The sequence below is a fragment of the Bacillus cereus group sp. BfR-BA-01453 genome (assembly GCF_022662915.1).
Classification (GTDB): domain Bacteria; phylum Bacillota; class Bacilli; order Bacillales; family Bacillaceae_G; genus Bacillus_A; species Bacillus_A paranthracis.
In genome coordinates, this window is sequence record NZ_JAKUEN010000008.1 from 104,366 (window position 1) to 129,690 (window position 25,325).

Below are 25,325 nucleotides of genomic sequence, written 5' to 3' on the forward strand. Positions count from 1 at the left end.
GTGTGAAAACAAATGTACATAAAGTAGATAAGTGGGGGAAGTTAGGCGCTTTTTTATATCAGTTTCGTTATACAGTAATTGTAGCATTATTATTGCTTGCGATGGCACTCGGTATTTTCGCTCCAAAGTTACCGGGAGTATTAGGTGGTGACGGTTTCCAAACAGAAGGAGACTATCAAAAAACGAAAGAAATTTTAGATAAAGATTTTAAGAGGTCTCAAGATACGCTCCTACTCGTTTTTGAAAAAAATAAAGGTGTTTCACATGAGGAATTTAAAAAGCAGTTAGAGGAAATTGTAAAGAATGTTCAAGAGAAAGAGACATATGAATCTTTCCATCATCCAGTGCAAAATAAAGAAATGTTACAAGATGATATCGGCTATGCGACAATTTTATTTTCCGGGAAAACAAATAAAGAACGAATGGAAAAGACATTACAATTTGCTGATAAAATTGAAAAGGAAAGTAATACTGCATTAAAAGTAACACCTACAGGGTTTCCGAAAATTAATAAAGAGATTAATGAAAGAACGCAAAATGATTTAAAAGTGGCAGAGATGATTGGGTTACCAATTGCATTTCTCGTATTACTATTTTCATTCGGTAGCCTTTTGGCATCTATTTTACCAATTGTAAATGGGGCACTTAGTGTTATTAGTACGATGGGCATATTATATTTTATAGGTAGCGATAAGGAACTATCTATCTTTGTGCTAAATGTTGCACCGATGATCGGACTTGCGTTATCTATTGATTTTGCGCTATTATTTGTAAATCGTTTTCGAGAGGAAGTTGCAAAGCGAACGGTAAAAGAAGCAATAGCAATTACATATCAGACAGCAGGGCGGGCAATCGTATTTTCAGGATTATGTGTATTCGTTGGCCTATCCGGTTTGTTTTTCTTTAAAATCGATTATATTCAGTCTGTCGCAATTAGTGGAATGATTGTTGTGATTATGAGTATTGTATTCTCGCTCACACTCCTTCCAGCGCTATTATCCTTAATTGGTAAACGAATATTAAAAAAGAATCAAGTAGCACATACGCCGGCAAAGGCGTGGCGTACATTTGCACAATTTGTAATGAAACATCCAATTGCGATGATTATTGTTGTTACAACATTTATTGTGATTTGCTTATTACCGTTACGTACAGCTAATTTGCAGTTCCCTGACGTGGAAGCTTTACCTAAACAAAGTGATACAAGAACTGCATATGAGAAGTACGAAGAGGCATTTAATGAAACGGCAAAATCACATGCTGACGTTACGTTAGTGGTAGAGACGAAAAAAGATATGAAAGAAAAAGAAAGTTTACAACAGGTAGAAGAAGTCGTTCAAAAATTAAAAGATGATAAGAAAGTGCATGAAGTAAGAAGTTTATACGACGGATTAACAGGTATGAAAGCAGATCAAGTTGCTGGAATAGTAGCGTCGCCAGAAGCAGCGAAACTAGCTCCTGTATTTGAAGTATATACGAAAGGGAATAAGACGACGATAGAAATCTTTCTAAAAACAAAACCACGTACTGAAACGGCTAAACAATGGGTTCGTGATTTTAAACAAAATTATAAAGAAACGAATGTTACGTATTATTTAGGCGGCATGACGACGTTCCAACAAGAGTTAGAAGATGAAATTAAAGATAAAGTTGCAATTGGTATGTCTGTTATATTTGGATCGACTTTTGTTATATTATTATTTGCATTTCGATCTATACTCATTCCAATTAAGGCGATTATTATGAATATACTTAGTTTAAGCGCAACAATTGGAATTGTTGTTTGGTTATTCGAAGGTGGTCATTTTGGTTTAGAAGCAAGTCCAGTTCTATTTGTTTTACCAATCTTCATTTTCGGCCTCGTCTTTGGGCTTAGCATGGATTATGAAGTCTTTCTTATTTCACGTATCCATGAATTATATGAAGAAACAGGAGATAACGATCAGGCGACGTTAGAAGGACTTGTTTCAACAAGTAGAATTATTACATCAGCTGCATTAATTATGATCGTTGTAACGGGCGCATTCGCCTTTACTGATATTTTACCAGTAAGACAAATGGGGCTTGGTGTTGCATTAGCAATATTCCTTGATGCAACAATTATTCGTCTTATGCTTGTACCAAGTTTAATGAAATTGTTTGGAGACTGGAATTGGTGGTTACCATTTCGAAAGAAAAGAGAAAAATCATTATAAAAAATACTCATCTATAAGATGAGTATTTTTTTATGAATAGCAAGACCTACATTTTGCAAATAGTATGTGATAAGAACATTACATATAAGTAGGTGAAGGCAATGTTTCGTTATTTTAAGTTTAAGCTAAATGATACAGTACAGTTTGCAGAAAATGATGGGCATTTGTATCGCATTGTCGGTTATCGGTTAGAAAAAGGGTTTTATCCAAAAGATGAATGGACTCATATCATTTATGAATTGCTTAGAGATTTTGATGGGTATACGATGGATGCGGAAGAAGAGGAACTTGTAAAGGTCATTCAAGTAGAGGATGAGTATTACAAAATACAAGAAGTATCGGGCTATCGTTATCCGGTAAAAATGAAGCAAAAACAACAAGTGATGAAAACAGAAAAGATGGATGACTTATTAGATACGTATAACGATTATAAGAGATTGGCGGATTTCTTTAAAGATTTATCGTATGAACAAAAAGCGGAAGAAGTGTTGCAGGAAATGAGAAGGCGTAGAGCGTGAAGGGCAGTCTATTATAAGACTGTCCTCTATTTTTGACGGTGCATCAAAGTGTATTTTCCGTTACAATGAGAGAATCAATAGAAATAAGGTGATACAGTATGGAAACGAAGAAGAAGGGCGAATGGTGCGAAATTACTGTGCCAGCGAAATGGAATGGTATAAGCATCGAGTCGCTATTAAAAATAGAATGGGAAATACCGAAAAAGTTGTTACATCAGCTTCGTATGGAAAAAGGTGTTACTGTTAACGGAGAACAGAGAAGATGGAATGAGCTTTTAAAAGAAGGCGATAAGTTACAAGTTCATATGTTTATGGAGGAAGAATACGGTGTAGAGCCTGAATATGGTGAATTACATGTAGTATATGAAGACGATCATGTACTCATTGTCAATAAGCCTGAGAAGATGGATACGCACCCTGCTGAAAAAGGTGGGATGGGAACTCTTGCAAATCTTGTTGCCTTTCATTTTCAAATGCAAGGTTTAGAGACGAAGGTTCGTCATATTCATCGGTTAGATAAAGATACGACAGGTGGTGTCGTGTTTGCCAAACATAGAATTGCTGGTGCAATTATGGATCGTTTATTAATGGAACGAAAAATTAAAAGAACATATGCAGCTCTTGTAGAAGGCAAAGTGAAAAAGAAGCAAGGAACGATTGACGCGGCTATCGGAAGAGATCGCCATCATGCGACGAGACGACGTGTTTCTCCAAAGGGAGATCAAGCAATTACATATTATAAAGTAGAGAAGTACTTTAGAAAACAAAATGTTACGCTTGTAACGTTACAATTAGAAACTGGTAGAACCCATCAAATTCGTGTTCATATGAGCTATAATGGTAATCCGTTAGTTGGGGATGTTTTATATGGTGGAGGAACGAAATATATGTCTAGGCAAGCGTTACATGCGATGAAGATAAACTTTTTACATCCAATTACGAAAGAAGAGATTGAAGTGGATGTACCATTTCCTACAAAATTAAATGACAAAATGAAAGAATTTCAAAGAGTAAATGCGTAAAGTGTAAGTTTAAATTTGAGAAAAGTAGATTTTTGCAGGAATTTCTCTAAAAGAAGCGAAGCCGTTAAGAGAAAAGAGAGGTGAGAATCACTTGATCAAATATAAATATATACTAGGAATATTTTTCGCTTGTCTTTTAGTTACTCTATGTCTCTATCCATATTTACCAGAGCATTTGGCGGTACATTGGGATGGAAATGGTCGGCCAAACGAATTTATGAGTAAAAAAGTTGTTATAGCACTTATTCCTTGTCTTATTATTTTCTTACATGGATTGATGTATATTATTTCACATAATATATACAAGTTTAATGAAGACGAGCATGTCATTATAAGTGGATTTCTAAAGACGATTACTTTATTTATGTTGTTTATCCATATGCTCATTCTTTTTATTAATTTTGGAAGCATGATATCCTTTCAAACAGGACTAACAATTGGGATTAGTATGTTTCTCTTTATGCTTAGTAAGGCGTTTAAAAAAGTTCAGAGTACGGAAAAAGACTCAATCAAATTAAAAAAAATCCGTTTAGTGAGTAGACGGATTTTTCAAGTGATGGCATGTAGTATATTGTTTTCATTGTTTTTGAACTTGAAATGGGGATTTTATGTGTTACTTAGCGTAATAAGTGGTGGTTCTATTTTGTTTATGTTCTACGCTTTATACTCATACATAATAGAAAGTTATGAAACGTAAAAAAGAGTCTTCTCATTATGAGAAGACTCTTTTAATCTATTTACTTCGTAATAAATTGTTGTGTCCAGTAGTTGCCGCTCTCTACATAGCCAACACCGATGTGAGTGAAGCCATTATTTAAGATGTTTGCACGGTGTCCAGCACTGTTCATCCAAGCTTGTACTACTTCTTCAGGTGTACGTTGGCCTTGGGCGATGTTTTCACCTGCAGATGTATAAGAAATACCAAATTTCTTCATCATGTCAAACGGAGACCCGTATGTAGGGCTGTTATGATCAAAGTAGTTATTTTTTTGCATATCTTCAGATTTAATGCGTGCTACTTTGCTTAATTCAGTGTCGATTTTTAAAGCTGGTAAACCTTGTTTTGCACGCTCAGCGTTTGTTAATTCAACAACACGTTGTTCGAACTCGCTTAAAGATTTTGCTTCTTCAGCAGGCTTTTGCTCAGCTGGTTTTTGTTCAGCCGGTTTTTGCGTATTATTGTTTTCAGCAGGCTTTTGAGCTTCTGGTTTTTGAACTTCTTCAGCAGGCTTTTGCTCGACAGGTTTTTGCTCAGCAGGCTTTTGAGTTTCTGGCTTAGCTGTCGGTTGCTCAGTTACAACATTTTCAGTAGGTTGTTGACCAGGAATAATGCAATTTGGTTGGAAGTTTCCTTGTTGCCATTGTGCTAATGACTCAACGCCCATAGATTGTAAGAATGCTTGTAATTCTTGTTGGCTCATTTGCTTCATCATCACTTTTGAATGCTGAATATTTTGAACCTTTATGTTAGATGGTTGTACTGTTGCAGCTTGTGCATCTAGAGAAGATACTCCTAAAGTAAGAGCCGTTGCAGCAGCTACAGATAATAAAACACGCTTTTTCATGATGTGTGTCCCCCTATATAAAGTTTTAATTTGTTTTCACACGATTTGTTTTTGACAGCCTGTCTGACTGACAAATTCATCGTAGCATAGATTTTGTGAGAAAAAAGATGGAAAAAAATTCATAGACTTAAAATTTACCTAATTTATCCTAAGAGGGGAAAAGGGGAAAAATAAGAGAAACATAGAGTATAAAAGGAATTTTCAGCATTTTTATACTTGGTTATAAGACGCGGTTTTTGGATAAATGTACCTATATTGAAAATGAAGAATCCTATTGTATCAATGGTTTGAGCGTTTTTTTGAGGAATATACTGGATTGATTTTTACAAAACTGTAATGTTTCTGTTGTTCTTTTTTATAATAAAGTAACATATTTTTAATGTTGTAGCGGACAAAAAAGCGGCTATCTCTTTACATAGACGAAGGAGATAGCCGTTTTCCTATTATTACGTATGTTACGAGTTGGTTTCAATTGCTTCTAATAATAAATCAACGATGTGAATTCCTCTCATTTTATGAGAAAGACCTTCTCGTTCAATGCCTAATTTCATTTGTAATAAACAACCTGGATTTGCAGTAACAATGGTTGCTGCTTCTGTTTCATGCACACGGTCCATTTTGTAATCTAGAAATTCCATAGATAGTTCTGAATGAACAATGTTATAAATACCAGCAGAACCACAGCAGCGATCCGCATCTTTCATTTCACGGTATGTTGCGCCTTGAATTGCTTCTAGTAACATACGAGGTTCTGAAGATGTTCGCATAACATTGCGTAAGTGACAAGAGTCTTGATACGTAATAACTTGCGGCGTGACTCGTAAGTCATTACGTTTATGGAAATCTAGTTCTACTAGAATAGCAGTAATATCTTTAATTTTAGAAACGAACTGCTTTGCACGTTCAGCCCACTGTGGATCATCTTTTAACAAGTAATCGTAGTCTACGAGGTAAGCTCCGCAACCACCAGCATTCGTAATAATATAGTCGATGTTTAAATCTTCGAATGCTTTTATATTGCGTTTTGCTAATTCTTTTGCTCCATTTTTCTCACCAGCATGTCCATGTAATGCCCCGCAGCAACTTTGTGTTTTTGGAATAACGATATCACAACCAGCTAACTGAAGTAGTTTCATCGTTGCGTTATTTGTTTCTAAAAACATCGTATCCATTAAACAACCTGTGAAGAATGCAACTTGTTTCTTTTTTGTAATTTCAGCAGGTAAAAATTCAGGGCGATCTTTCATTGCTTTCATTTTTGGGACTTTTGGTAAAACGAGATCCATTGTTGCAAGTGTTTCAGGGAATAACTTCATAATTCCTGTTTTGTGTGTTAGCGTTTGTAAACCGGAACGTTGGTAAAATCCGATTAATCCTGTTAATGTTCTCATTCGATTTTGATGCGGGAAAAGTCCTTCAAAAACGACTTTACGAACAGCTCTCACTGGCATTGAAAACTTTTTGTTTTGATTTATAATATCACGAGCTTCTTCTAATAAATGTCCATAATTCACACCAGATGGACAAACAGGTTCACAAGCACGGCAGCCGAGGCAAACATTTAATGTGTTTTCAACATCTTCATCTGGCTCAATTAAGCCGTCGACGACCGCTTTCATTAATGCGATACGTCCACGCGGGGAATGTGATTCTTTATATCCAGATTGAATGTAAGTAGGGCAAGTTGGTAAGCAGAAACCGCATCGCATACAGTTTAGTAGTTCATCTTCACTTAATCGTTCTTTAAATTCCTTTTGAATGTTTTCTTTATTTAATGTTGTCATCGCTCAACCACCACTCTTTTGCGAGTGTCCTTCGCGAACATCTTTCCTGGATTCATAATGTTATTTGGATCGAAGGCTTGTTTAATTCCTTGCATAGCAGCAATACCTTCTTTACCTAACTTCATTTCTAAATACGGAGCCTTCATCGCACCAACACCATGTTCACCAGTAATCGTGCCACCAAGTTCAATTGCTTTCGCAAATATTTCAGCAAAAGCTTGTTCAGCTCGGTGCATTTCTTCTTCGTTGCGAGCATCTGTCATACAAGTTGGGTGTAGGTTGCCATCGCCAGCATGGCCAAACGTACAAATAGGAATATTATATTTTTTGGCAATGGCATTAATAGCTTCAACCATCGGAGCAATCTGTGAGCGTGGTACCGTTGCATCTTCTAATATTGTAGTAGGTTTTAATCTTGCCAGTGCTGACAGTGCACTACGGCGAGCTGTCCGAAGCGCATCTGCTTCCGCTTCATCTTTTGCGACGCGAACATCAACTGCATTCATGGAACGACAAACGTTAGCCATTTTTTCAATATCTCGATTAACAACTTCAGGCGGACCGTCTTGTTCAATTAATAAGATTGCTTTTACGTCAGTTGGTAAACCGATTTGAGCAAACTCTTCTACTACTTCAATTGTCGGCTGGTCTAAAAACTCAAGTGTCGCTGGAATGATTTTATTTGCAATAATAGAAGAAACAGCACGTGCAGCTTCATTAATATCTTCATAGAGTGCAAGCATCGTTTTCTTCGTTTCAGGCATAGGAACAAGTTTTAATATTGCTTCTGTTACGACGCCAAGTGTTCCTTCAGAACCGATAAATAAACGAGTTAAATCGTAACCAGCTACATCTTTTGCTAATTTACCACCAGTGCGAATCATATCACCATTTGGTAAGACAAGTTCAAGCCCCATCACATAATCACGTGTTACGCCATATTTTAATCCACGTAATCCACCCGAGTTTTCATTAATGTTACCACCAATTGTAGAAATTTTCATTGAGCTTGGATCTGGTGGATAAAATAAACCTTTTTCTTCTACTGCTTTAATAATATCAAGCGTAATAACACCAGCTTGTACAGTAATTGTTAAATTTTCTTCATCAATTTCTAAAATGTTATTCATATGGCGGAAGATAAGGACGATACCGCCTTCAAGTGGACATGTCCCTGCGCAAAGATTTGTTCCAGACCCACGAACATATACAGGGATTTTGTGAGTGTTACATACTTTTAATACTTCAGCTACTTCATTTGTATTACGAGGAGCAATGACTGCATCAGGCATTGCTTGGAAGTTTGGAGTGGCATCATAACTATACGTTAAACGCCCCATATTGGATGTATCTACATTATCTTCGCCAACAATGGATACGAATGAATCAATAATTTGTTTTTCTAACATTGGAAATCCCCCTCAAACTGTTAACGTAATTAGTCATAATAAAAAACGTTGTCACAGTGCTTTCATTATAATGATAAAAAAGTCGGGGGATTCTTTCTATGTATAATCATCTAAAGATTAATCATTTTTATCGTTCTTTTTTGTTTGATTATCTAATAAGAGGAGCGAGAAATATAAAATATTTAAGTCTTTGAATTGTTTCGGATCAAGTCCTGTATACTCCTCAATCTTTTTAAGTCTGTAATGCAATGTGTTAATGTGTATATGTAATTGCTGCGCTGTTTGTTTATAGGATTGGTTATAATCGATAAATAAACGTAAAGTGTGCATAAGCTCAGGTGATGATAGTAAGTTTTCGATGGTGCGCTTTAGAAACTGTTCCCGCGTTTCCGCAGAAATATCTTGTAAGCACATTTCTAAACGTAAATCCTCATTAAATACAATTTTGTTTGTTTCAAGTGATACGGAAAGAGCTTGTAATGCTTGTTCGTATGATAAGCTCATATTGCTTGGCGTAACGGATTTTCCAATCCCGATATATAAAGGAATAGAAAACAAAGTTTCACAGTCTTGTTTTAATCGTTTTAAAAATTGATATGTTTGCTCTTTGGAGTTCGTGGCTGTAAATAAAATGAATCGATCATTTCCCCAGCGAATAAATAGATGCTCCTTTGTTAATAGATTGCGTACATGTTGCCAAATCTTACGCTGAAGCATCGTGTCATTTCGATCGATAGAGAACAAAATAAGTTGTTTTTTCTTATATAAATCAATACCAAGTGTTTTGGCACGATCGAGAAAGTTTGGAGACCAGTCTGTATTTTGAAGCCAATCAAAGACAAATGCCTCATAAGAACGGTGTTCAAGTTCTAGTTGCTCTAAAAAGTAGTTTTCATGGATGAGTAGTTCGGTCATTTTACGTAATATTTCTCCGTATTGTGAAATATTTTCAGGTTCGCCTGTAATTCCAATGACACCAATTACTTCGTCATGGAATAGTAAAGGGAGATTCATACCTGCCTTTACGCCTTGCAAACGTCGTTCATCCTCTTTTGTAATAATGACAGTTTTCTTTTGTTTTGCGCAGCGGAGTGCGCCTTCATGAAATTGGCCGATTCTTTCTATATCTGTACTTGCAATAATAACGCCTTGTATATTAATGATAATAATATTTTCTTTAATTAGCCTGCGTACTTCTCGTACAATTTTATTCGCTAAATCAGGAAAAAGCATAATTGGCACACCTCAAATTCTATTTGTTGTACATTATATATGTAAATGAAGTAAGAAAGGGAAATTTCACACTTTCCACACATTTATTTGTTATTTTACAATTATAACGAAATCATCCGAAGATGGAGGGGATCTTTTGAGAAAGTATGTTTTTCTTCTCTGTTTTTTATTTCTATTAGTAGGGTGTCAAGGAAGTTCCTATACATCGATTGCTAAAGATAAAAGCGTTATTATAACAACGAATATAAAAGAAGGTAGCCTTAGTTTTATTGATAAACATACTAAAAAGTTAATTACGACATGGGAACTTAACGAACCAATGGCAGGGATTGCACTACTTCCAAATGGTGAGGACATACTTGTATATGGTAAGCAGTTAGAGTACATGTCTGTATATTCACTAGCAGAAGGAAGGCAAGTGGAAAAATATAAAACAGGAAAAGGCATTGTAAATGTAGTCGTATCAGAAGATAAAAAGCAATTATTTGCTGCCGATCAAAATGCCCAAAAGATAAGGTTCTTTACGATAAAAGGTAAAGAGACAGGAAGTGTGTCAACTGGAAAAGGGCCAATAACGATGGTAGAGTACCATAACCAGTTATCTGTATTAAACTTTTATGATACGAAGCTAACGACAATTGATTCAAAGAAAAAAGAAGTGATACAAACCTTTATGATTCCCCCAGCGTCAACGGGAGCGACAATTAGTCCGGATGGGAAAGAAATATGGATTGGTGGACATGGTGATGGAAATCAAGTCAATGAGAAAGTATTAGTGTATTCTTTGCAGAGCGGAGAAATGGTACGTTCTTTACACGCTCCTTTTATGCCTGTGAATATAACGAAGGATAATAAGTACGTATATGCATTAAGTCACGGTTCAAATACGCTTAGAAAGTTTGATGTTAGCACGTATAAAGAGGTAGATTCTGTAGAAGTAGGATCGAACCCATTTGCATTTTTGAAGAGCGGAGCAGAAGGGTACGTAGCAAGTTATGATAGTGATGAAGTTTGCGTCATGGATATGAAGAACTTGAAAATAAAACAAACAATTAAAGTCGGAAAAGGGCCGTTTCAACTCATAGAGAGGGAAGGGGAGGACAATGAATAAATATAGGGTATTAGTTGTAGATGATGAAAGTGATATGAGGCAACTTGTTGGAATGTACTTAGATAATTTCGGATACGAGTGGGGAGAAGCTGAAAATGGAAAAGAAGCTCTAAAAAAATTAGAGACAAATCATTATGATTTCGTTGTACTAGATATTATGATGCCAGAGATGGATGGACTTTCAGTTTGTAAAGAAATTAGAAAAACGTCAGATGTACCAATAATATTTTTAACAGCAAAAGGTGAAGAGTGGAATAGGGTGAACGGCTTACGTATGGGAGCAGATGATTATATTGTAAAGCCATTTAGTCCTGGTGAATTAATTGCTCGTATGGAAGCTGTATTAAGGCGTTATACAAAGCAAGAGCAACAAGAGGAATTTCAGTTTGGGCCGATCCTTATTAATGAAAAAAGTAGGAAAATTGAGGTGGATGGTGAGCCAATTTCTCTTACAGTAAAAGAGTTTGATTTACTCTATTTTCTTTGCCAACATACGGGACAAGTATTTAGCCGAGAACAATTGCTGGAAAAGGTATGGGGATATGATTATGCCGGAAGTACAAGAACCGTAGATACGCACGTGAAAACGATGCGTTTGAAGCTTGGAGAAAGTGGAAACTACATTCAAACTGTTTGGGGTGTAGGCTATAAATTTGAGGTGTAACGTATGTTTACGATGGTACAGAAGCTTTGGCTGACAGTAGTATGTGCAGTATTTGTAACAGTTTCCTTTCTTTATTTTGTATCTTTATATTCGTATGAAAAACTATACGTTGATAATTTAAAAGATTCATTAGTAATGGAAGGGAAGCGTCTTTCTGCGCAATATGATAAGCGCGAAGGAATATCAATTTTTGAAGAGAAAGTAAGAGCATTTGATCAAATATCTAGTTCAGACGTTCTTTTCGTATCGAACCCACGTGATTTAAGTGCATGTTTACCATTTGATGTGCACCATCATTCTCTTATAAGTGAAGGGGACAGGCAAGCATTATTAGATGGAAAAACTGTGACAAAGATAGGATACGAGGAACATTTTGACCGTAATATTATGGGGGTTGTCATCCCTGTTTTAGAAAATAAAAAATTAGTTGGTATTGTATATTCTTATATTCCTTTAAAAAGTATAAAAGACTTAATATATGATATGGGTCTTATTTTAGCACCGTTAGCACTTGCTATAACTTTACTGACAATATGGATTGGTAGAAAAATTATTATTGCTATTACGAAACCACTTTCGCAAATGGAACGAGTTGCCAATCATTTGGCTACGGGGGATTTTTCGGAACGAATTACAATTTCTTCTGAAGATGAAATTGGGCGATTAGGAAAAGCATTTAATAAAATGGCAAATTCTTTGGAGACAGAAGACGTAAAGCGTAAGGAGTTTTTAGCCAACGTTTCGCATGAACTAAGAACACCGCTTAGTTATATAAAAGGATATAGCGAGGCTATTTTAGACGGTGTAGCGAAGGGACCACAACAGGAAAAAGTAACACAGCTTATTCATAAAGAAGCAGATCGTATGCAGCGTCTCGTTCATGATTTATTAGATTTAGCACAATTAGAAGGTGAACATTTTCCGTTAAAGAAACAACCTATCGTTTTTTCACAACTCATTGAAGATGTGTTAGATACGTATGAGATTAAGTTTATAGAAAAGAAAATTCGTATTTCAACAAATTTAAATCCAGAAATCATTGTAATGATTGATGAGGATCGTATGCAACAAGTGCTTCATAACGTGTTAGATAATGCGATACGGTATACAAATCAAAACGGGGATATTATGGTAACGCTCAGACAGATAGATGATTACTGTGAATTGAACATAAAAGATACGGGGATCGGTATTGATACAGAGCATTTGGAAAACCTTGGCGAGCGTTTTTACCGAGTTGATAAAGCGAGAAGTCGTCAACATGGTGGAACAGGTTTAGGCCTGGCAATTGTAAGACAAATTGTTCATATACATGACGGACAGTGGCGAATTGAAAGTGAAAAAGGGAACGGTACGACGGTTAGTATTAAATTGAAAGTACAGGATGAGGAGAGCATGTTCTAATTTTTAGAGCATGCTCTTTATATGGAAGACAATAATTATACGTAAGATATAAATTAATATGTAATAAATATCGAAATTTTGACGATTTTATGAACAAAACATTTGTACTTCTTACCAATTCGTTCTAAAATAGTTATGATGCAAAGTTCTTATAAATCGTTTCAATTGTTGTTTGGAAGATACTGAGGTGATTTAACTGGAGTACAAATCTATTAAACCGAAAAAGATTTACGAAGAAGTATCTGAAGCTATTTTAACAATGATTAAAAATGGTACGTTAAAACCTGGTGACAAACTACTTCCTGTACATCAATTAGCTGAGCAGTTTCAAGTTGGTAGATCTGCTGTTCGTGAAGCGCTAAGTGCGCTAAGAGCAATGGGCTTAATTGAGATGAAACAAGGAGAAGGTACATATGTGAAGAACTTCGATTCTTCTTCATTAACAAAATCATTAAACAATAGATTATTGATGAAGAAAGAAGATATTTTGAATTTATTAGAAGTACGAAAGGTGCTTGAAGTGGGGGCAGTTCGAGCAGCTGCGGCAAAACGTACGGAAGATAATTTACAAAATATGAAGCATTGGTTAGATGAAATGGCAAAGAGCGTTGGAGATGAAAAAGCTGGTGAAAAAGCAGATTTTCAGTTCCATATGGGAATTGCAGAGTCTTCGCATAACAACATTTTGCTTGAACTTATGAATCATGTTTCAGAGATGATTGCTGAAACAATTGGTGAATCAAGACGCATTATTTTATATGGTGAACAAACAACATCAGAACGACTTATAGAAGAGCATCAAGTTATATATGATGCAGTGTTAAAGCAAGATGTAGAATTAGCGCAGCAAGCAATGCTAGATCATTTAACAAATGTAGAACATATTGTCACAGGTAGAAACGATATAAATTCTTAATTTAATCTTTTAAAAATCTAATTTTCTGATAAAATAGAGAGAGATTAAGTAAGCGTTTTCTTTAGAAGAGGGAGAGGATAGGCCATGGTTGAGCCTATTTCTTCTCTCCTTAGTCATCTGATGACCATATGTTTGTTGGTGGAGTTGTAAAAAGGGGGAGTAATAATTATGAAAGTTACTTTATTTGTTACTTGTTTAGTCGATATGTTTGAAACAAATGTCGGCAAAGCAACAGTTGAGGTGTTGGAGCGTTTAGGTTGTGAAATTGAATTTCCAGAAGCACAAGTTTGTTGCGGTCAGCCTGCTTATAATAGCGGCCATGTAGAAGCTGCAAAAGAAGCGATGAAACATATGATTGAAACTTTTGAAGATGCAGAATATATCGTTACGCCATCTGGTTCTTGTGCGACAATGTTTCATGAGTATCCGCATGTTTTTAAAGATGATCCGAAGTGGGCTAAACGTGCACAAAAAGTTGCTGATAAAACATATGAATTTACACAATTTATTGTAGACGTTTTAAAGGTTACTGATGTTGGTGCAAGTTTACCAGGGATTGCTACTATTCATAAATCATGTCATATGACACGTATGCTTGGAGTAACAGAGGCACCAGGAATTTTATTATCAAATGTAAAAGGGTTAACTGTGAGAGAGTTACCAAATGTGCAAAATTGTTGCGGGTTTGGGGGAACGTTTTCAGTGAAGATGACTCCAATTTCTGAGCAAATGGTAGATGAAAAGGTAGATAGTGCAATGGAAACAGGCGCTGATTATTTAATCGGTGCAGATTGTGGGTGTTTGTTAAACATTGGCGGACGTATTGAGCGTTTAGGAAAAGAAATAAAAGTAATGCATATTGCTGAGGTACTGAATAGTCGCTCATGAAGGGGGAACATAAGCTATGTCTATGAAAATCAGTGAGAAAAAATTTAATGATCGCGTTGGCGATGGAATTCAAGATTCGTTTATGCGCGGAGCAGTATCTTCTGCACAAACACGCTTATATACGAATCGTTTAAAAGCAGCAGATGAATTAGGAAACTGGGAAGAATGGCGTGAACTCGGTGAAGAAATTCGTCAACATACGTTAGAAAATCTTGATTATTACTTAATGCAGTTAAGTGAAAATGTATCCAAAAGAGGCGGACATGTGTACTTTGCGAAAACGAAAGAGGAAGCAGCAAAGTATATTCAAGACGTTGCAAAAAAGAAGCAGGCAAAAAAGGTAGTAAAATCAAAGTCAATGGTAACAGAAGAAATTAGTATGAACCATGCGCTTGAAGAAATCGGTTGTGAAGTGTTAGAAAGTGATCTAGGAGAGTATATTCTGCAAGTAGATAACGATCCACCTTCACATATTATTGCGCCTGCTCTTCATAAAAATAGAACGCAAATTCGTGACGTATTTAAAGAAAAGCTTGGTTATGAAAATTCTGATGATCCATACGAAATGACAAAGTTTGTTCGTAAACAACTTCGTGAAAAATTTATGGGTGCTGAAATTGGTGTGACAGGTTGTAACTTCGCTGTTGCAAATACTGGCTCTCTTTGTTTAGTAACAAATGAAGGTAATGCCGACCTTGTTATGTCGATTCCAAAAACACAAATTGCGGTTATGGGTATGGAACGTATGGTTCCGACAATGGAAGAATTAGATGTTTTAGTTGGTTTACTATGTCGTAGTGCAGTAGGTCAAAAGTTAACAAGTTATGTAACGGTAGCGGGACCAATTCAAGAAGAGGAAGTAGATGGCCCAGAAGAATTCCACTTAGTTGTGGTTGATAATGGTCGTTCTCAAATTCTCGGATCTGAATTCCGTCAAGTGTTGCAATGTATTCGTTGTGCTGCTTGTGTGAACGTATGCCCTGTATATCGACATGTTGGTGGACATTCATACGGCTCTATATACTCAGGACCAATTGGGGCGGTATTAACACCACTTTTAGGTGGATATGATGATTACAAAGAGCTTCCTTATGCTTCTAGTTTATGCGGAGCGTGTACAGAAGCTTGTCCAGTAAAAATTCCATTGCATGATTTATTATTAAAACATCGTCAAGTTATCGTTGAGCAAGAAGGGCGTGCTCCACTTGCAGAAAAATTAGCAATGAAAATGTTTAGTATGGGTGCATCTTCAGCAGCTTTATATAAAATGGGATCAAAGATGGCGCCAGCAGCAATGAGTCCATTTACATCTGGTAACCGTGTATCAAAAGGTGTTGGGCCACTTAAAAACTGGACAGATATTCGTGAATTCCCGGCTCCAAGTAAAGAACGATTCCGTGATTGGTATAAAGATCATAAGAAAGGCGGGGACAAATAATGACAGGATTAATTCAAAACCGTGAGTCCTTTCTGGAAAATATTGCAAAAGAACTTGGACGCGCGCGTAAAACGGATGGTGTAAAACGTCCAGTATGGAAAAACAATGTGAATAAAGAAACGTTAAAAAATTATTCACAAGAAGAATTGTTAGAAGTATTTAAAAATCAATGTACAAACATTCATACAACTGTTGTGGAAACGACAAATGACCGTTTACGTGAGGATATTCAAAAAGTAATCGTTGAAAACGGCGGGGGACCTATTATGTTATCGGCAGATGAACGTTTTGATTCTTATGGGTTGACTTCTTTATTTAAAGAAGAACTTCCAAAGCAAAATGTTGAAGTGAACGTATGGGATCCTGAGAAAAAAGAAGAGAATATGCGTATCGCGGAAAGAGCAAATATTGGAATTGCATTTAGTGATTATACTTTAGCCGAATCTGGTACGATCGTTGTACAAAGTCATAAAGGCCAAGGCCGTTCTTTACACTTTTTACCGACTGTATACTTTGCTATTATTCCACGTGAAACACTTGTACCTCGTATTACACAAGCAGTTGAGGATATGAACAAGCGTGTAGAAAATGGTGAGACAGTGGCATCTTGTATTAACTTTATTACAGGACCTAGTAACTCGGCAGATATAGAAATGAATCTTGTTGTCGGAGTACATGGACCATTAAAAGCAGTATATTTCATCGTATAAAATAGGGGAAAGCAGGCCAGAAAATGGCCTGCTTTTTTTATAGAATAGAGATAATATGAAGTAGAAGTTCTCTCCTTTTTTTGCTATGTTCTTTTGGAAAGGAGAGGAAGGGATGTTCACTTATGTATATGCATTGTTAGCGGGGATGGTGTTTGGTTCTTTTTTTATGTTAATTGCGATGAGAGTTCCGCTAGGGGAGTCTATCATAACCCCGCGTTCATATTGTCATTATTGTAAGTATGTGCTAAAGCCAAAAGAATTGATTCCAATCATTTCTTTTTGTATGCAAAGAGGGCGTTGTACGAATTGTAAGAGGAAAATTTCAATTTTGTACGTAGTATTTGAACTTGTAACTGGAATGATATGTCTTCTTACTGTATATATGATTGGGGTGGAACGAGAGCTTATTATCGTTTTATCACTTTTTTCGTTACTTCTTATTATTTCAGTTACAGATTACATATATATGTTAATTCCAAATCGTATTTTAGCTTGGTTTGCTTGTTTACTCATTTTAGAATGTGCTTTTATACCGTTAGTCACTTGGATAGATAGTATAGTTGGTAGTTGCGTTATATTCATTTTGTTATACTGCATGCAAAAGATATATCCAGAAGGGCTTGGGGGAGGGGATATAAAATTACTTTCGTTACTTGGATTTATAGTGGGACTGAAAGGGATTTTTATCGTTTTATTTTTAGCATCTTGCTTTAGTCTTTGTTTCTTTGGAGCTGGTCTCGTATTAAAACGTATGAAAATGAGGACTCAAATACCGTTTGGTCCTTTTATTAGTCTTGGGGCAATATGTTACATGTTGGTCACGTATGCAAGATAGAGAGGGGATAGAAAATGAATGTATATATGGATGATCAAAGAAGTTGTCCGTACGGTTACGTGCTCGCAACTACAGTAGAATGTGCTTTGCAAATGGTACGAGATTATGAGGTGAATGTTCTTTCCCTTGATTTCAATATGGGATGGGGAGAAAAAAGTGGATTAGATTTTGTCGAAGCTTTTTGTAAAGAGGGTTTATATGTAAATGAAATACACTTTCATACGAATGATGTCATCGGTATGCATAAGATGAAACAGAGAATGAATAAGGGAAAGGAAGAAGGAGAGATTAATCCTAATCTTGTTGTTAAATATGTGGGGAGCTAAAAACTCCAAAGTAAAACTTTGGAGTTTTTAATGTTTCATATGCGCTTGCAACGGAATGATTTCTTCTTGTTGAGCTGCTCCTAATTCAGTTTCTTCTTGTTTCATGTCAGGTACTTTCTTTGTTAAGTAATGGTATACCATACCGACAAATACAGACCCACCAATAATGTTACCGATTGTAACTGGAATTAAGTTATGAATAGCACCTGCAAAAGAAATTGTCTCAGGATGCGGTGAAACTAAAGATAAAGCAAACAGTGATAAGTTTGCGATGCTATGCTCGTAACCAGATAAGAAGAATGTGAAAACGAGCATCATCATCATAATAATTTTTGCTGTATCACCTTTAACTTGAGAAGGTAAGAAACAAGCAAGACATACAAGCCAGTTACATAAAATTGCTTTAAAGAATAGTTGCATTGTAGGTGTATTCATTTTTCCTTCTACTACTTTATTCATGAAATGACCGTGATCAATTGCTTCAAAAATGCCAGTTGCGTAAAATAGTAAGGCAAAGAATAAAGCACCAGCTAAATTGCCTGCATAACAAGCAAACCAGTTACGAAGTGTATCAGCAATTGTTGTTTCTTTTCTTAAAGTTGCTACAGTGAAGTACATTGTGTTTCCAGTAAACAATTCAGCACCACCATATATAATAAGTATGAGGGCAATTCCGAAAAACATAGAAGCAGCTAAATAAGTTGCTGGTGAATCTGCAATGTGAAAAAAGTTACCTAATTTAAAACATAGTACAATAATAAAACCGATATAAATACCCGCAAGTGCGGCACGAATGAAATATTGCATCGGGTTTGTATCTAACATTTGTTTTTTGCTCTTAGCCAGTTTGACAACATAATCTAATCCTTGTTCTAGCATGAGTAATACGCTCCTTTAGTACATCATCTATAAAGTGAAACTTTAATCAGTGGGGTTTTCTTCATCCCCCATTGATTATCAGCCCTCACCAATCGGACTTTTATGGGCAGCCCGACCCCCACCGAACTTCTTTGCTTTGACTGAATTTCGAGGTGGAGGTCTTACTGCCCATTAAAGTGGGATAAATGCTCCTTATATGAATAAAGTACATCGATTCTGTCATAGTTTCAATGAGTTTGTGCAATATTTCACAAAAAGGACATACATAGACAGAGAAAGCGCTTACAAATAATAGTATAATATAATTTTTCTGGACATAGAGAGGGGACAAGGAAAAAAGAAAAAGCACTGTAATTACAGCGCTTTTTCGTCTAAATTCTTTTCTACTTTTGTTTCTACTTCTTTTGAGAAGAACCAACCACCAGCTGCGATTCCAACTAATACAATCCAGAATGTAAGCTTCCATGGTGTAGATTCTGGGAATGAGTGCGGAATTACATTTAATGCAGGGTGTGCTAACGTATAAACTGCTAGTTTCACACCAACCCAACCTACAATTAAGAATGCCGCAGTTTCAAGTCCTGGTTTACGTTTTAAAATTTGTACGAAAGCAGTTGCCGCAAATCGCATAATGATTAATCCGATAAGTCCACCTACAAAGATAACAACGAATTGTCCAGTATCAAGACTACCAATTGTACCTAATCCTGTTTTTGGTAAAGTCATTGCTAATGCAACAGCAGCTAAAATAGAATCAACTGCGAAGGCGATATCTGCAACTTCAACTTTAAATACAGTCCACCAAAAGTTCTCTTGTTTTTTCTTTGCTTCTTTTTCTTCTGTTTCTTCATCTGTATTCTTTTTAACATACGTTTTAAATAAGTGATTACCAGCGATAAACATAAGGTAAATGGCACCGATTGCTTGCACTTGCCATACGTCGACTAGGAACGAAATCATAAATAACGATCCGAAACGGAAAACAAATGCCCCTGCTAATCCATAAAATAGTGCTTTCTTTCTTTTTTCTTCTGGTAAATGTTTTACCATAATTGCAAGAACAAGAGCGTTGTCAGCCGCTAAAATCCCCTCTAGTGCAATTAGGATGAGTAATACCCAACCATACTCCAATAATAATGATACATCCATGTACATTCTCCTCTCATTTCTATAAGTACTAAATAAGTGAAGAATTTCCCCACTATTTAGTTTCCCCATACTCCTGCCTATTAACTTTGGAAGAATTTGGTAATGAATGCAAAAAAGACCTCTGCCGTTAATAGGCAAAGGTCTTGCTAGACATATGTAATGAAAATGCCAACAAAGCCGGAAGAACTAAGTTCTACGTAATGACGACTTTGTTTCCAAGAAATATTCTTGGACGCTACTCCCCTTTGGAGATATGCTATTGTACTCTCATTATATGGATAATTTATACGGTTGTCAACCTGTTAAAATGTCTTCATTCGGATATTTTATTTTCCGGTTCTTTTTACGTGCAAATGAAAAAGCTAATGTTAAAGGCCCCATCTTTCCAAAAAACATCATAAAGATAATAATAGCTTTTCCAATCATCGTTAAGTGTGGTGTGAAATTCATACTGAGACCGACAGTCCCAAATGCTGAGAATACTTCGAAAGCACTCATCAATAGAGGAACTCGCTCAGTAATGCTTAAAATTAAAATAGCCAAAAAAATAAATGAAATAGAAATAATAGCGATGGTTAATGATTTGACAATGAGAGTATCTTTAATGGATTTTTTAAACGCGACAATATCATCTTGTTCTTGTAAAAATTTAAATACCCCAAAAAACATGATTAAAAAGGTTGTTAATTTAATCCCACCGCCAGTTGAAGCACTACCGGCTCCGATAAACATTAGAAGCATCATTAATAAAAGGGAAGGCTTTGATAATGCGGAAATATCAACTGTATTAAACCCGGCAGTACGCGTTGAAATAGCTTGGAAATAAGCAGCCATGCCTTCTTCAAATGGGGTAAAGCCTCTCATAGAAAGAGAATTGTGAAACTCGAATATAAAAATAAAAACAGTCGCAATAATATTGATGATTAGAGTAGAAGAGAGCATAAGTTTTGAGTGTAATGTAAGGTTTTTAAAATTTTTCTTTCTTTTTATATCTACGATTACTGTAAAACCAATCCCACCTAAAATAATGAGGGAGGAAATGACGAGATTGACAAGAATGCTGTGAGAGTGGGACATTAAATTATCGCTCCAAACAGAAAAACCTGCATTGTTAAAAGCAGAGATGGAATGAAAAAAGCTATAATAGATCCCTTTAGCAATCCCATATTTCGGTACCCATTCAAAAGAAAGAATGAAAGCAGCGATACATTCGACTGTAAAAGAGAATAAAAATAATGCTTTGGCAAGACGAATGACACCGCCTATATTCGTTTGATTTAATGCTTGTTGCAGTAAAATTCGGTTTTGAAGGCCAATTTTTCTGCCAAGCATAATCGCAATTAAAACGGCAAAGCTCATAATGCCAAGTCCGCCCACTTGTATAAGTGTTAAAATGACACATTGGCCAAATAAGGTAAATACTTTCCCAGTGTCCACAACACCAAGCCCTGTAACCGTACAAGCAGAAACGGTTGTAAATAAAGCATCGAGCCATGAAATAGACGTCGTTGTAGCAATTGGCAATTTTAATAAGCATGTACCGATAATTGATAACATAATAAAAGACAAAGTAAGAACACGGGGAGGACTCATGTGAATGTTAATCCGTTTCATGTTACATATCGTTCCTTTCAGTTTGCTTTTACTAGTATGTGAAAAAGCACCATTATGTATGTTAAAAATAGAAAGAGGCAGAGAATATCTGCCTCTAAGCCATATGTTATATTGTGTTATCCACGTAATTGTTGTTGAGCTAAAGAAACAAGACGTTTTGTTACTTCACCGCCAACTGATCCGTTAGAACGTGATGCAGTATTAGACCCTAAGCTTACGCCGAATTCTTGTGCAATTTCATATTTAAATTGATCAAGTGCTTGTTCAGCACCTGGAACTAGTAATTTGTTTGTTTTTGCCATGATGATACACATCCTTATGAGTAATCCAGTTCAGCTAAGTATGTATCTGAACTGGTACCGTTATTTTATGTGGAACCGGCGTGCTCATACGCGGAAGTAATCGGTGTGATTAGAAGTTATTGGATAGAAAAAAGAGTAGCAATTTTTGCTACTCTTTTTTTAGTATTGTCGCTGTACCTTCCACGACAATATCATCCGATTGATTATATATATTTGTTTGCAACGTAATGATTTTTTTATCGTCACGTTTTTTGATGACCTCTGCCACAACGCGAAGTGTATCGCCGATTTTGACAGGAGCGCGGAATGAAACGTTTTGAGATAAATAAATCGTATTTTTACCCGGGAGTTTCGTTCCAAGGATGGTAGAAATAAAACTTGAAACGAGCATACCATGAGCAATACGTTCTTTAAACATTGTCGTTTTTGCAAAAGAATCTAAAATATGAATAGGATTCACATCTCCAGTCAATTTTGCAAAATTGATAACGTCCTCATCCGTAATCGTTTTTGTAAGTGATGCTTGATCACCGACTTGAATCTCATCATAACGAAGCTCCGGGACGGTTTGTGCTTCTTGAAATGGATTCATTTTGTCCTCCTTATTTTCCATATCGAAAAATGCTAGCCATCTTGATGTAGTAGGAGGAAGAAAGAGTTTTGTTTGTGCTGCAGTTAGCTCCCACATTTTTCTTACTTGATGGAAGTAAATAGATTTTTTGAGTTTTCCTCGAACTTTTTTGCGAGTTCCAACTGTTTTGTCTTGAAATCTTCCAAAAAACCTTCTAACTGTTTTTGAGCCTCTTCACGTTGTAATTGTTGTTGTTCAATAAATTGCTTCGTTGTTTCTTCAAATTGACCGCTTGTTTGAGTAAGGATAGACAAAGATGTTTTTGTAGGAGAAACAGTTAGCTGTTGCATATGAGCAGAAAACTCTTTCCATTTGTCTTGCCACTCATTAATTTGATCATTTAAGGAGTTTCCAGTTAATTGCTTCACGTAATCTGTATACTGATTATTGAATTGAGTAGTAAATTGTTGCAGTTCTTTTTCTAGTTCATCTACTCCTGATGTTAATTTATGCAAAGCATCTTGTTGTTGTTTTAATGTTTCTAAAGTAAGTTGCTCTAATTGTTTCCCAGCTGAAGAGAAAAGGGAAAGTGATTGAGACCAGTTTTTCCAAAATGCATCGACTAATTCGTATGGTTTAGTTTCCATTGTTTGACCCCCAAATGTTTTTTTACATATTGTGAACGCAGATTACTCTGCTGTATCACCAGGTGAAGATGAAGAATCTTTTTCATCCTTTTCTGGAGAAGTAGAAAATGGAAAGAATGCATTGGTGTATAGCGTGAAAAACGTCCGCAACATATTTTGATAATGCTCAAAAGAAGTCGCACATGTTGTTAAATATTGCTCTCCATATTCAGTTAAAGAATAAATTCTTTTTGCTGGCCCTCCGTCGCTTGTATCCCAAGTAGAAGAAATAAGGTTTTCTTTTTCTAATTTGCGTAGTGTTCTGTACACATTACCTTGGTCAACAGAAGAAAAGCCGATATCCATTAGCATTTGAATAAGTTTGTAACCATGAAGACTCCAGTCTTTAAGACAGAGAAGTAAGAAGGGAACTAAGAAGTTTTTTGGCATGGAGTTTGGTTGTTTTGCTTGGTTGTTCTCCAAACTTTCGCGTTGTTCTGGTTCATTATGTAGCATGATTGTGCATCACCTCATGAATCAGTTAGATGGAATTTTTTGCTTATAAGTGCAATTTACACCTATCTGTTTTTAAAGTCAATACATTTGTTAGAAAATAGAAAAAAATAAAATATAGACTTGAAGTTTTATTCAGAATATTAGAAAATAATGAATAGGTTGAATTGTTTCAAAAACGAAAAAGGGAGTGTAGGTAAAGTGATTGATCAAAAATTCGATCCACTACAAGCATGGAAAAATGCTTATGAACAAACCGAAACATTTTGGGGAAAAGCGCTCAATGAAACAATTAAAACAGAAGAATATTCTGCTTGGATGGGCAGCGTTCTAGATTTGAATTTGTTTTATCAAAAAGCATTAAATGATACGACAAAAAATTATTTAGAGCAGGTGAATGTGCCTACGAAAGAGGATATCGCTAGAGTGGCTACGCTTGTTATTAACTTAGAAAATAAAGTGGATAACATTGAGGAGTTTCTAGAAGATAAGGTAGAGTCAGTAGGACAAGCTCCTACATTAAAGCGCGATGTTACGAAAGTAAAACAAGATATTCGCACATTAGAAACGAAAGTTGATCAAATTTTAGAATTGCTAGAAAAGCAAAATGCAGTACTAGCAAAACTACAAGAACCTGTAAAAGAAGAAGTAAAACCTACGAATAAGCCAGAAAATAAAAAGTGATAATAGCGCTTGTTTATAACATATGAAAGAGAAAGGGAGAATCTCTTTTCTATGTATAAACAGCGAAACATAATTATATAGGGACTCCATAGTATGAGTACCAAAATGATTCATAATAGTCGTTCACAAATTCATTTAAGGGGGAAAAGAAATGGTTCAATTAAATGGAAAAGTAGCAATCGTAACAGGTGGGGCAAAAGGGATTGGAAAAGCGATCACAGTAGCGTTAGCACAAGAGGGCGCAAAAGTTGTTATTAACTATAACAGCAGTAAAGAAGCAGCTGAAAACTTAGTAAATGAACTAGGAAAAGAAGGACATGACGTTTATGCAGTTCAAGCAGATGTTTCTAAAGTAGAAGATGCAAACCGACTTGTAGAAGAAGCAGTGAATCATTTTGGTAAAGTTGATATTCTTGTTAATAATGCTGGTATTACAAGAGATCGTACATTCAAAAAGTTAAATCGTGAAGATTGGGAACGCGTAATTGACGTGAACTTAAGCAGTGTGTTTAATACGACAAGCGCGGTACTTCCATACATAACGGAAGCAGAAGAAGGTAGAATTATTAGCATTTCTTCTATTATTGGTCAAGCCGGTGGATTTGGACAAACAAACTACTCAGCAGCAAAAGCAGGTATGCTAGGATTTACAAAATCATTAGCATTAGAGCTTGCAAAAACAAATGTAACTGTAAACGCTATTTGCCCAGGATTTATTGATACTGAAATGGTAGCAGAAGTACCAGAAGAAGTACGCCAAAAAATCGTTGCGAAAATCCCGAAAAAACGTTTTGGTCAAGCTGATGAAATTGCGAAAGGTGTAGTATATCTATGCCGTGACGGTGCTTATATCACAGGTCAGCAATTAAACATTAACGGCGGATTATATATGTAATGAAGTAAGAAAAAAGTGCATATCCATAGCAGGAATGCACTTCTTTTTTTAGAAGGAAATTGACCAAAAAGGAG

26 protein-coding genes and 1 riboswitch are annotated in these 25,325 nt (G+C 35.9%); of the genes, 15 read left to right on the forward strand and 11 right to left on the reverse strand.

All coding sequences use genetic code 11. From position 1 onward, the window contains the following. Nucleotides 1–2: 2 nt before the first annotated feature. From MR070_RS17180 to MR070_RS17195, 4 genes are all read left to right on the forward strand, one after another. On the forward strand, nucleotides 3–2,195 hold the full coding sequence (locus tag MR070_RS17180) for an MMPL family transporter (protein ID WP_242261695.1): 2,193 nt from the start codon (nucleotides 3–5) through the stop codon (nucleotides 2,193–2,195). 101 nt (nucleotides 2,196–2,296) lie between these two features. Continuing rightward, nucleotides 2,297–2,713 (forward strand): hypothetical protein, encoded by a 417-nt coding sequence (locus tag MR070_RS17185; RefSeq protein WP_000490288.1) that lies wholly within the window; start codon nucleotides 2,297–2,299, stop codon nucleotides 2,711–2,713. Nucleotides 2,714–2,811: 98 nt separating this feature from the next. Further along, nucleotides 2,812–3,735, forward strand: a complete 924-nt coding sequence (locus MR070_RS17190; protein WP_000448338.1) for an RluA family pseudouridine synthase — start codon at nucleotides 2,812–2,814, stop codon at nucleotides 3,733–3,735. A 91-nt stretch (nucleotides 3,736–3,826) separates the two neighbouring features. Next, nucleotides 3,827–4,432, forward strand: a complete 606-nt coding sequence (locus MR070_RS17195; RefSeq protein ID WP_000598988.1) for a DUF1648 domain-containing protein — start codon at nucleotides 3,827–3,829, stop codon at nucleotides 4,430–4,432. Nucleotides 4,433–4,472: 40 nt separating this feature from the next. Here MR070_RS17195 and MR070_RS17200 read toward each other — a convergent pair whose 3' ends face one another. From MR070_RS17200 to MR070_RS17215, 4 genes are all read right to left on the reverse strand, one after another. After that, the gene (locus tag MR070_RS17200) at nucleotides 4,473–5,300 is read right to left on the reverse strand and encodes a CAP domain-containing protein (protein WP_087994482.1); all 828 of its coding nucleotides are present in this window, start codon (nucleotides 5,298–5,300) and stop codon (nucleotides 4,473–4,475) included. A 455-nt stretch (nucleotides 5,301–5,755) separates the two neighbouring features. Beyond that, the gene (locus tag MR070_RS17205; protein WP_000209637.1) at nucleotides 5,756–7,084 is read right to left on the reverse strand and encodes a (Fe-S)-binding protein; all 1,329 of its coding nucleotides are present in this window, start codon (nucleotides 7,082–7,084) and stop codon (nucleotides 5,756–5,758) included. Then, nucleotides 7,081–8,493: a glycolate oxidase subunit GlcD gene (gene glcD, locus MR070_RS17210; protein WP_000890742.1), complete on the reverse strand. Its 1,413-nt coding sequence runs from the start codon at nucleotides 8,491–8,493 to the stop codon at nucleotides 7,081–7,083. Before glcD ends, MR070_RS17205 begins: the two co-directional genes overlap by 4 nt. 117 nt (nucleotides 8,494–8,610) lie before the next feature. Further along, nucleotides 8,611–9,726, reverse strand: coding sequence for a CdaR family transcriptional regulator (locus MR070_RS17215; RefSeq protein ID WP_242261696.1), 1,116 nt, complete (start codon nucleotides 9,724–9,726; stop codon nucleotides 8,611–8,613). 136 nt (nucleotides 9,727–9,862) lie between these two features. Here MR070_RS17215 and MR070_RS17220 point away from each other — a divergent pair, with 136 nt between their 5' ends. The 9 genes from MR070_RS17220 (at nucleotide 9,863) to MR070_RS17260 (ending at nucleotide 18,018) form a co-directional block, all read left to right on the forward strand. Beyond that, nucleotides 9,863–10,837: a YncE family protein gene (locus tag MR070_RS17220; RefSeq protein WP_242261697.1), complete on the forward strand. Its 975-nt coding sequence runs from the start codon at nucleotides 9,863–9,865 to the stop codon at nucleotides 10,835–10,837. After that, nucleotides 10,830–11,501 carry a response regulator transcription factor gene (locus tag MR070_RS17225; protein ID WP_001046403.1) on the forward strand — a complete coding sequence of 224 codons (672 nt, stop codon included), beginning with the start codon at nucleotides 10,830–10,832 and terminating at the stop codon, nucleotides 11,499–11,501. The genes MR070_RS17220 and MR070_RS17225 overlap by 8 nt, the downstream gene beginning before the upstream one ends. Nucleotides 11,502–11,504: 3 nt before the next feature. Continuing rightward, nucleotides 11,505–12,905 carry a sensor histidine kinase gene (locus MR070_RS17230; protein ID WP_000494834.1) on the forward strand — a complete coding sequence of 467 codons (1,401 nt, stop codon included), beginning with the start codon at nucleotides 11,505–11,507 and terminating at the stop codon, nucleotides 12,903–12,905. Between the two features lie 226 nt (nucleotides 12,906–13,131). Next, nucleotides 13,132–13,821 carry a FadR/GntR family transcriptional regulator gene (locus MR070_RS17235; RefSeq protein WP_254912616.1) on the forward strand — a complete coding sequence of 230 codons (690 nt, stop codon included), beginning with the start codon at nucleotides 13,132–13,134 and terminating at the stop codon, nucleotides 13,819–13,821. A 168-nt stretch (nucleotides 13,822–13,989) separates the two neighbouring features. Continuing rightward, nucleotides 13,990–14,709 carry a (Fe-S)-binding protein gene (locus MR070_RS17240; RefSeq protein ID WP_000869149.1) on the forward strand — a complete coding sequence of 240 codons (720 nt, stop codon included), beginning with the start codon at nucleotides 13,990–13,992 and terminating at the stop codon, nucleotides 14,707–14,709. A 16-nt stretch (nucleotides 14,710–14,725) separates the two neighbouring features. Continuing rightward, complete coding sequence (locus tag MR070_RS17245) at nucleotides 14,726–16,147, forward strand: LutB/LldF family L-lactate oxidation iron-sulfur protein (RefSeq protein ID WP_000061916.1); 1,422 nt, start codon at nucleotides 14,726–14,728, stop codon at nucleotides 16,145–16,147. Continuing rightward, nucleotides 16,147–16,857 carry a LutC/YkgG family protein gene (locus MR070_RS17250; protein WP_044792797.1) on the forward strand — a complete coding sequence of 237 codons (711 nt, stop codon included), beginning with the start codon at nucleotides 16,147–16,149 and terminating at the stop codon, nucleotides 16,855–16,857. Before MR070_RS17245 ends, MR070_RS17250 begins: the two co-directional genes overlap by 1 nt. Nucleotides 16,858–16,969: 112 nt before the next feature. Next, nucleotides 16,970–17,692 (forward strand): prepilin peptidase, encoded by a 723-nt coding sequence (locus MR070_RS17255; protein ID WP_000495743.1) that lies wholly within the window; start codon nucleotides 16,970–16,972, stop codon nucleotides 17,690–17,692. A 14-nt stretch (nucleotides 17,693–17,706) separates the two neighbouring features. Next, on the forward strand, nucleotides 17,707–18,018 hold the full coding sequence (locus MR070_RS17260) for a cyclic-phosphate processing receiver domain-containing protein (RefSeq protein WP_001103780.1): 312 nt from the start codon (nucleotides 17,707–17,709) through the stop codon (nucleotides 18,016–18,018). A 27-nt stretch (nucleotides 18,019–18,045) separates the two neighbouring features. Here MR070_RS17260 and MR070_RS17265 read toward each other — a convergent pair whose 3' ends face one another. The 7 genes from MR070_RS17265 to phaQ all read right to left on the reverse strand — a co-directional run bounded on the left by MR070_RS17265 (nucleotide 18,046) and on the right by phaQ (nucleotide 23,675). Beyond that, entirely contained in the window at nucleotides 18,046–18,897 is an 852-nt protein-coding gene (locus MR070_RS17265) for a formate/nitrite transporter family protein (RefSeq protein ID WP_044792801.1), read from the reverse strand. 354 nt (nucleotides 18,898–19,251) lie between these two features. Continuing rightward, entirely contained in the window at nucleotides 19,252–20,046 is a 795-nt protein-coding gene (locus MR070_RS17270; protein ID WP_000383322.1) for a TerC family protein, read from the reverse strand. A 90-nt stretch (nucleotides 20,047–20,136) separates the two neighbouring features. Continuing rightward, nucleotides 20,137–20,302, reverse strand: a riboswitch (yybP-ykoY riboswitch). 38 nt (nucleotides 20,303–20,340) lie between these two features. Continuing rightward, nucleotides 20,341–21,660, reverse strand: coding sequence for a TrkH family potassium uptake protein (locus MR070_RS17275; RefSeq protein ID WP_242261698.1), 1,320 nt, complete (start codon nucleotides 21,658–21,660; stop codon nucleotides 20,341–20,343). A 116-nt stretch (nucleotides 21,661–21,776) separates the two neighbouring features. Next, nucleotides 21,777–21,962, reverse strand: a complete 186-nt coding sequence (locus MR070_RS17280; protein WP_001140707.1) for an alpha/beta-type small acid-soluble spore protein — start codon at nucleotides 21,960–21,962, stop codon at nucleotides 21,777–21,779. 148 nt (nucleotides 21,963–22,110) lie between these two features. Beyond that, nucleotides 22,111–22,554, reverse strand: coding sequence for a MaoC family dehydratase (locus tag MR070_RS17285; protein ID WP_001067916.1), 444 nt, complete (start codon nucleotides 22,552–22,554; stop codon nucleotides 22,111–22,113). 101 nt (nucleotides 22,555–22,655) lie between these two features. Then, the gene (gene phaP / locus MR070_RS17290) at nucleotides 22,656–23,180 is read right to left on the reverse strand and encodes a polyhydroxyalkanoic acid inclusion protein PhaP (protein WP_000448588.1); all 525 of its coding nucleotides are present in this window, start codon (nucleotides 23,178–23,180) and stop codon (nucleotides 22,656–22,658) included. Between the two features lie 42 nt (nucleotides 23,181–23,222). Further along, a complete protein-coding gene (gene phaQ / locus MR070_RS17295; protein ID WP_000903020.1) occupies nucleotides 23,223–23,675 on the reverse strand; it encodes a poly-beta-hydroxybutyrate-responsive repressor in 453 nt (150 codons plus the stop codon). Between the two features lie 198 nt (nucleotides 23,676–23,873). Between phaQ and phaR the strand changes: the two genes are divergently transcribed. Continuing rightward, a complete protein-coding gene (gene phaR, locus MR070_RS17300; protein ID WP_000566940.1) occupies nucleotides 23,874–24,356 on the forward strand; it encodes a polyhydroxyalkanoic acid synthase subunit PhaR in 483 nt (160 codons plus the stop codon). A gap of 151 nt (nucleotides 24,357–24,507) precedes the next feature. Beyond that, on the forward strand, nucleotides 24,508–25,251 hold the full coding sequence (locus MR070_RS17305; protein WP_000250412.1) for an acetoacetyl-CoA reductase: 744 nt from the start codon (nucleotides 24,508–24,510) through the stop codon (nucleotides 25,249–25,251). Nucleotides 25,252–25,325 lie beyond the last annotated feature (74 nt).

Bases quoted from the DNA above. Each gene is read 5' to 3' on its own strand.
- MR070_RS17275 (WP_242261698.1), bottom strand. From the start codon at position 21,660: ATGAAACGGATTAACATTCACATGAGTCCTCCCCGTGTTCTTACTTTG.
- MR070_RS17245 (WP_000061916.1), top strand. From the start codon at position 14,726: ATGTCTATGAAAATCAGTGAGAAAAAATTTAATGATCGCGTTGGCGAT.
- phaP (WP_000448588.1), bottom strand. From the start codon at position 23,180: ATGGAAACTAAACCATACGAATTAGTCGATGCATTTTGGAAAAACTGG.
- MR070_RS17280 (WP_001140707.1), bottom strand. From the start codon at position 21,962: ATGGCAAAAACAAACAAATTACTAGTTCCAGGTGCTGAACAAGCACTT.
- MR070_RS17205 (WP_000209637.1), bottom strand. From the start codon at position 7,084: ATGACAACATTAAATAAAGAAAACATTCAAAAGGAATTTAAAGAACGA.
- MR070_RS17285 (WP_001067916.1), bottom strand. From the start codon at position 22,554: ATGAATCCATTTCAAGAAGCACAAACCGTCCCGGAGCTTCGTTATGAT.
- MR070_RS17240 (WP_000869149.1), top strand. From the start codon at position 13,990: ATGAAAGTTACTTTATTTGTTACTTGTTTAGTCGATATGTTTGAAACA.
- phaQ (WP_000903020.1), bottom strand. From the start codon at position 23,675: ATGCTACATAATGAACCAGAACAACGCGAAAGTTTGGAGAACAACCAA.
- MR070_RS17265 (WP_044792801.1), bottom strand. From the start codon at position 18,897: ATGCTAGAACAAGGATTAGATTATGTTGTCAAACTGGCTAAGAGCAAA.
- MR070_RS17305 (WP_000250412.1), top strand. From the start codon at position 24,508: ATGGTTCAATTAAATGGAAAAGTAGCAATCGTAACAGGTGGGGCAAAA.
- MR070_RS17215 (WP_242261696.1), bottom strand. From the start codon at position 9,726: ATGCTTTTTCCTGATTTAGCGAATAAAATTGTACGAGAAGTACGCAGG.
- MR070_RS17270 (WP_000383322.1), bottom strand. From the start codon at position 20,046: ATGGATGTATCATTATTATTGGAGTATGGTTGGGTATTACTCATCCTA.
- MR070_RS17185 (WP_000490288.1), top strand. From the start codon at position 2,297: ATGTTTCGTTATTTTAAGTTTAAGCTAAATGATACAGTACAGTTTGCA.
- MR070_RS17230 (WP_000494834.1), top strand. From the start codon at position 11,505: ATGTTTACGATGGTACAGAAGCTTTGGCTGACAGTAGTATGTGCAGTA.
- MR070_RS17200 (WP_087994482.1), bottom strand. From the start codon at position 5,300: ATGAAAAAGCGTGTTTTATTATCTGTAGCTGCTGCAACGGCTCTTACT.
- MR070_RS17255 (WP_000495743.1), top strand. From the start codon at position 16,970: ATGTTCACTTATGTATATGCATTGTTAGCGGGGATGGTGTTTGGTTCT.
- MR070_RS17190 (WP_000448338.1), top strand. From the start codon at position 2,812: ATGGAAACGAAGAAGAAGGGCGAATGGTGCGAAATTACTGTGCCAGCG.
- glcD (WP_000890742.1), bottom strand. From the start codon at position 8,493: ATGTTAGAAAAACAAATTATTGATTCATTCGTATCCATTGTTGGCGAA.
- MR070_RS17250 (WP_044792797.1), top strand. From the start codon at position 16,147: ATGACAGGATTAATTCAAAACCGTGAGTCCTTTCTGGAAAATATTGCA.
- MR070_RS17225 (WP_001046403.1), top strand. From the start codon at position 10,830: ATGAATAAATATAGGGTATTAGTTGTAGATGATGAAAGTGATATGAGG.
- MR070_RS17260 (WP_001103780.1), top strand. From the start codon at position 17,707: ATGAATGTATATATGGATGATCAAAGAAGTTGTCCGTACGGTTACGTG.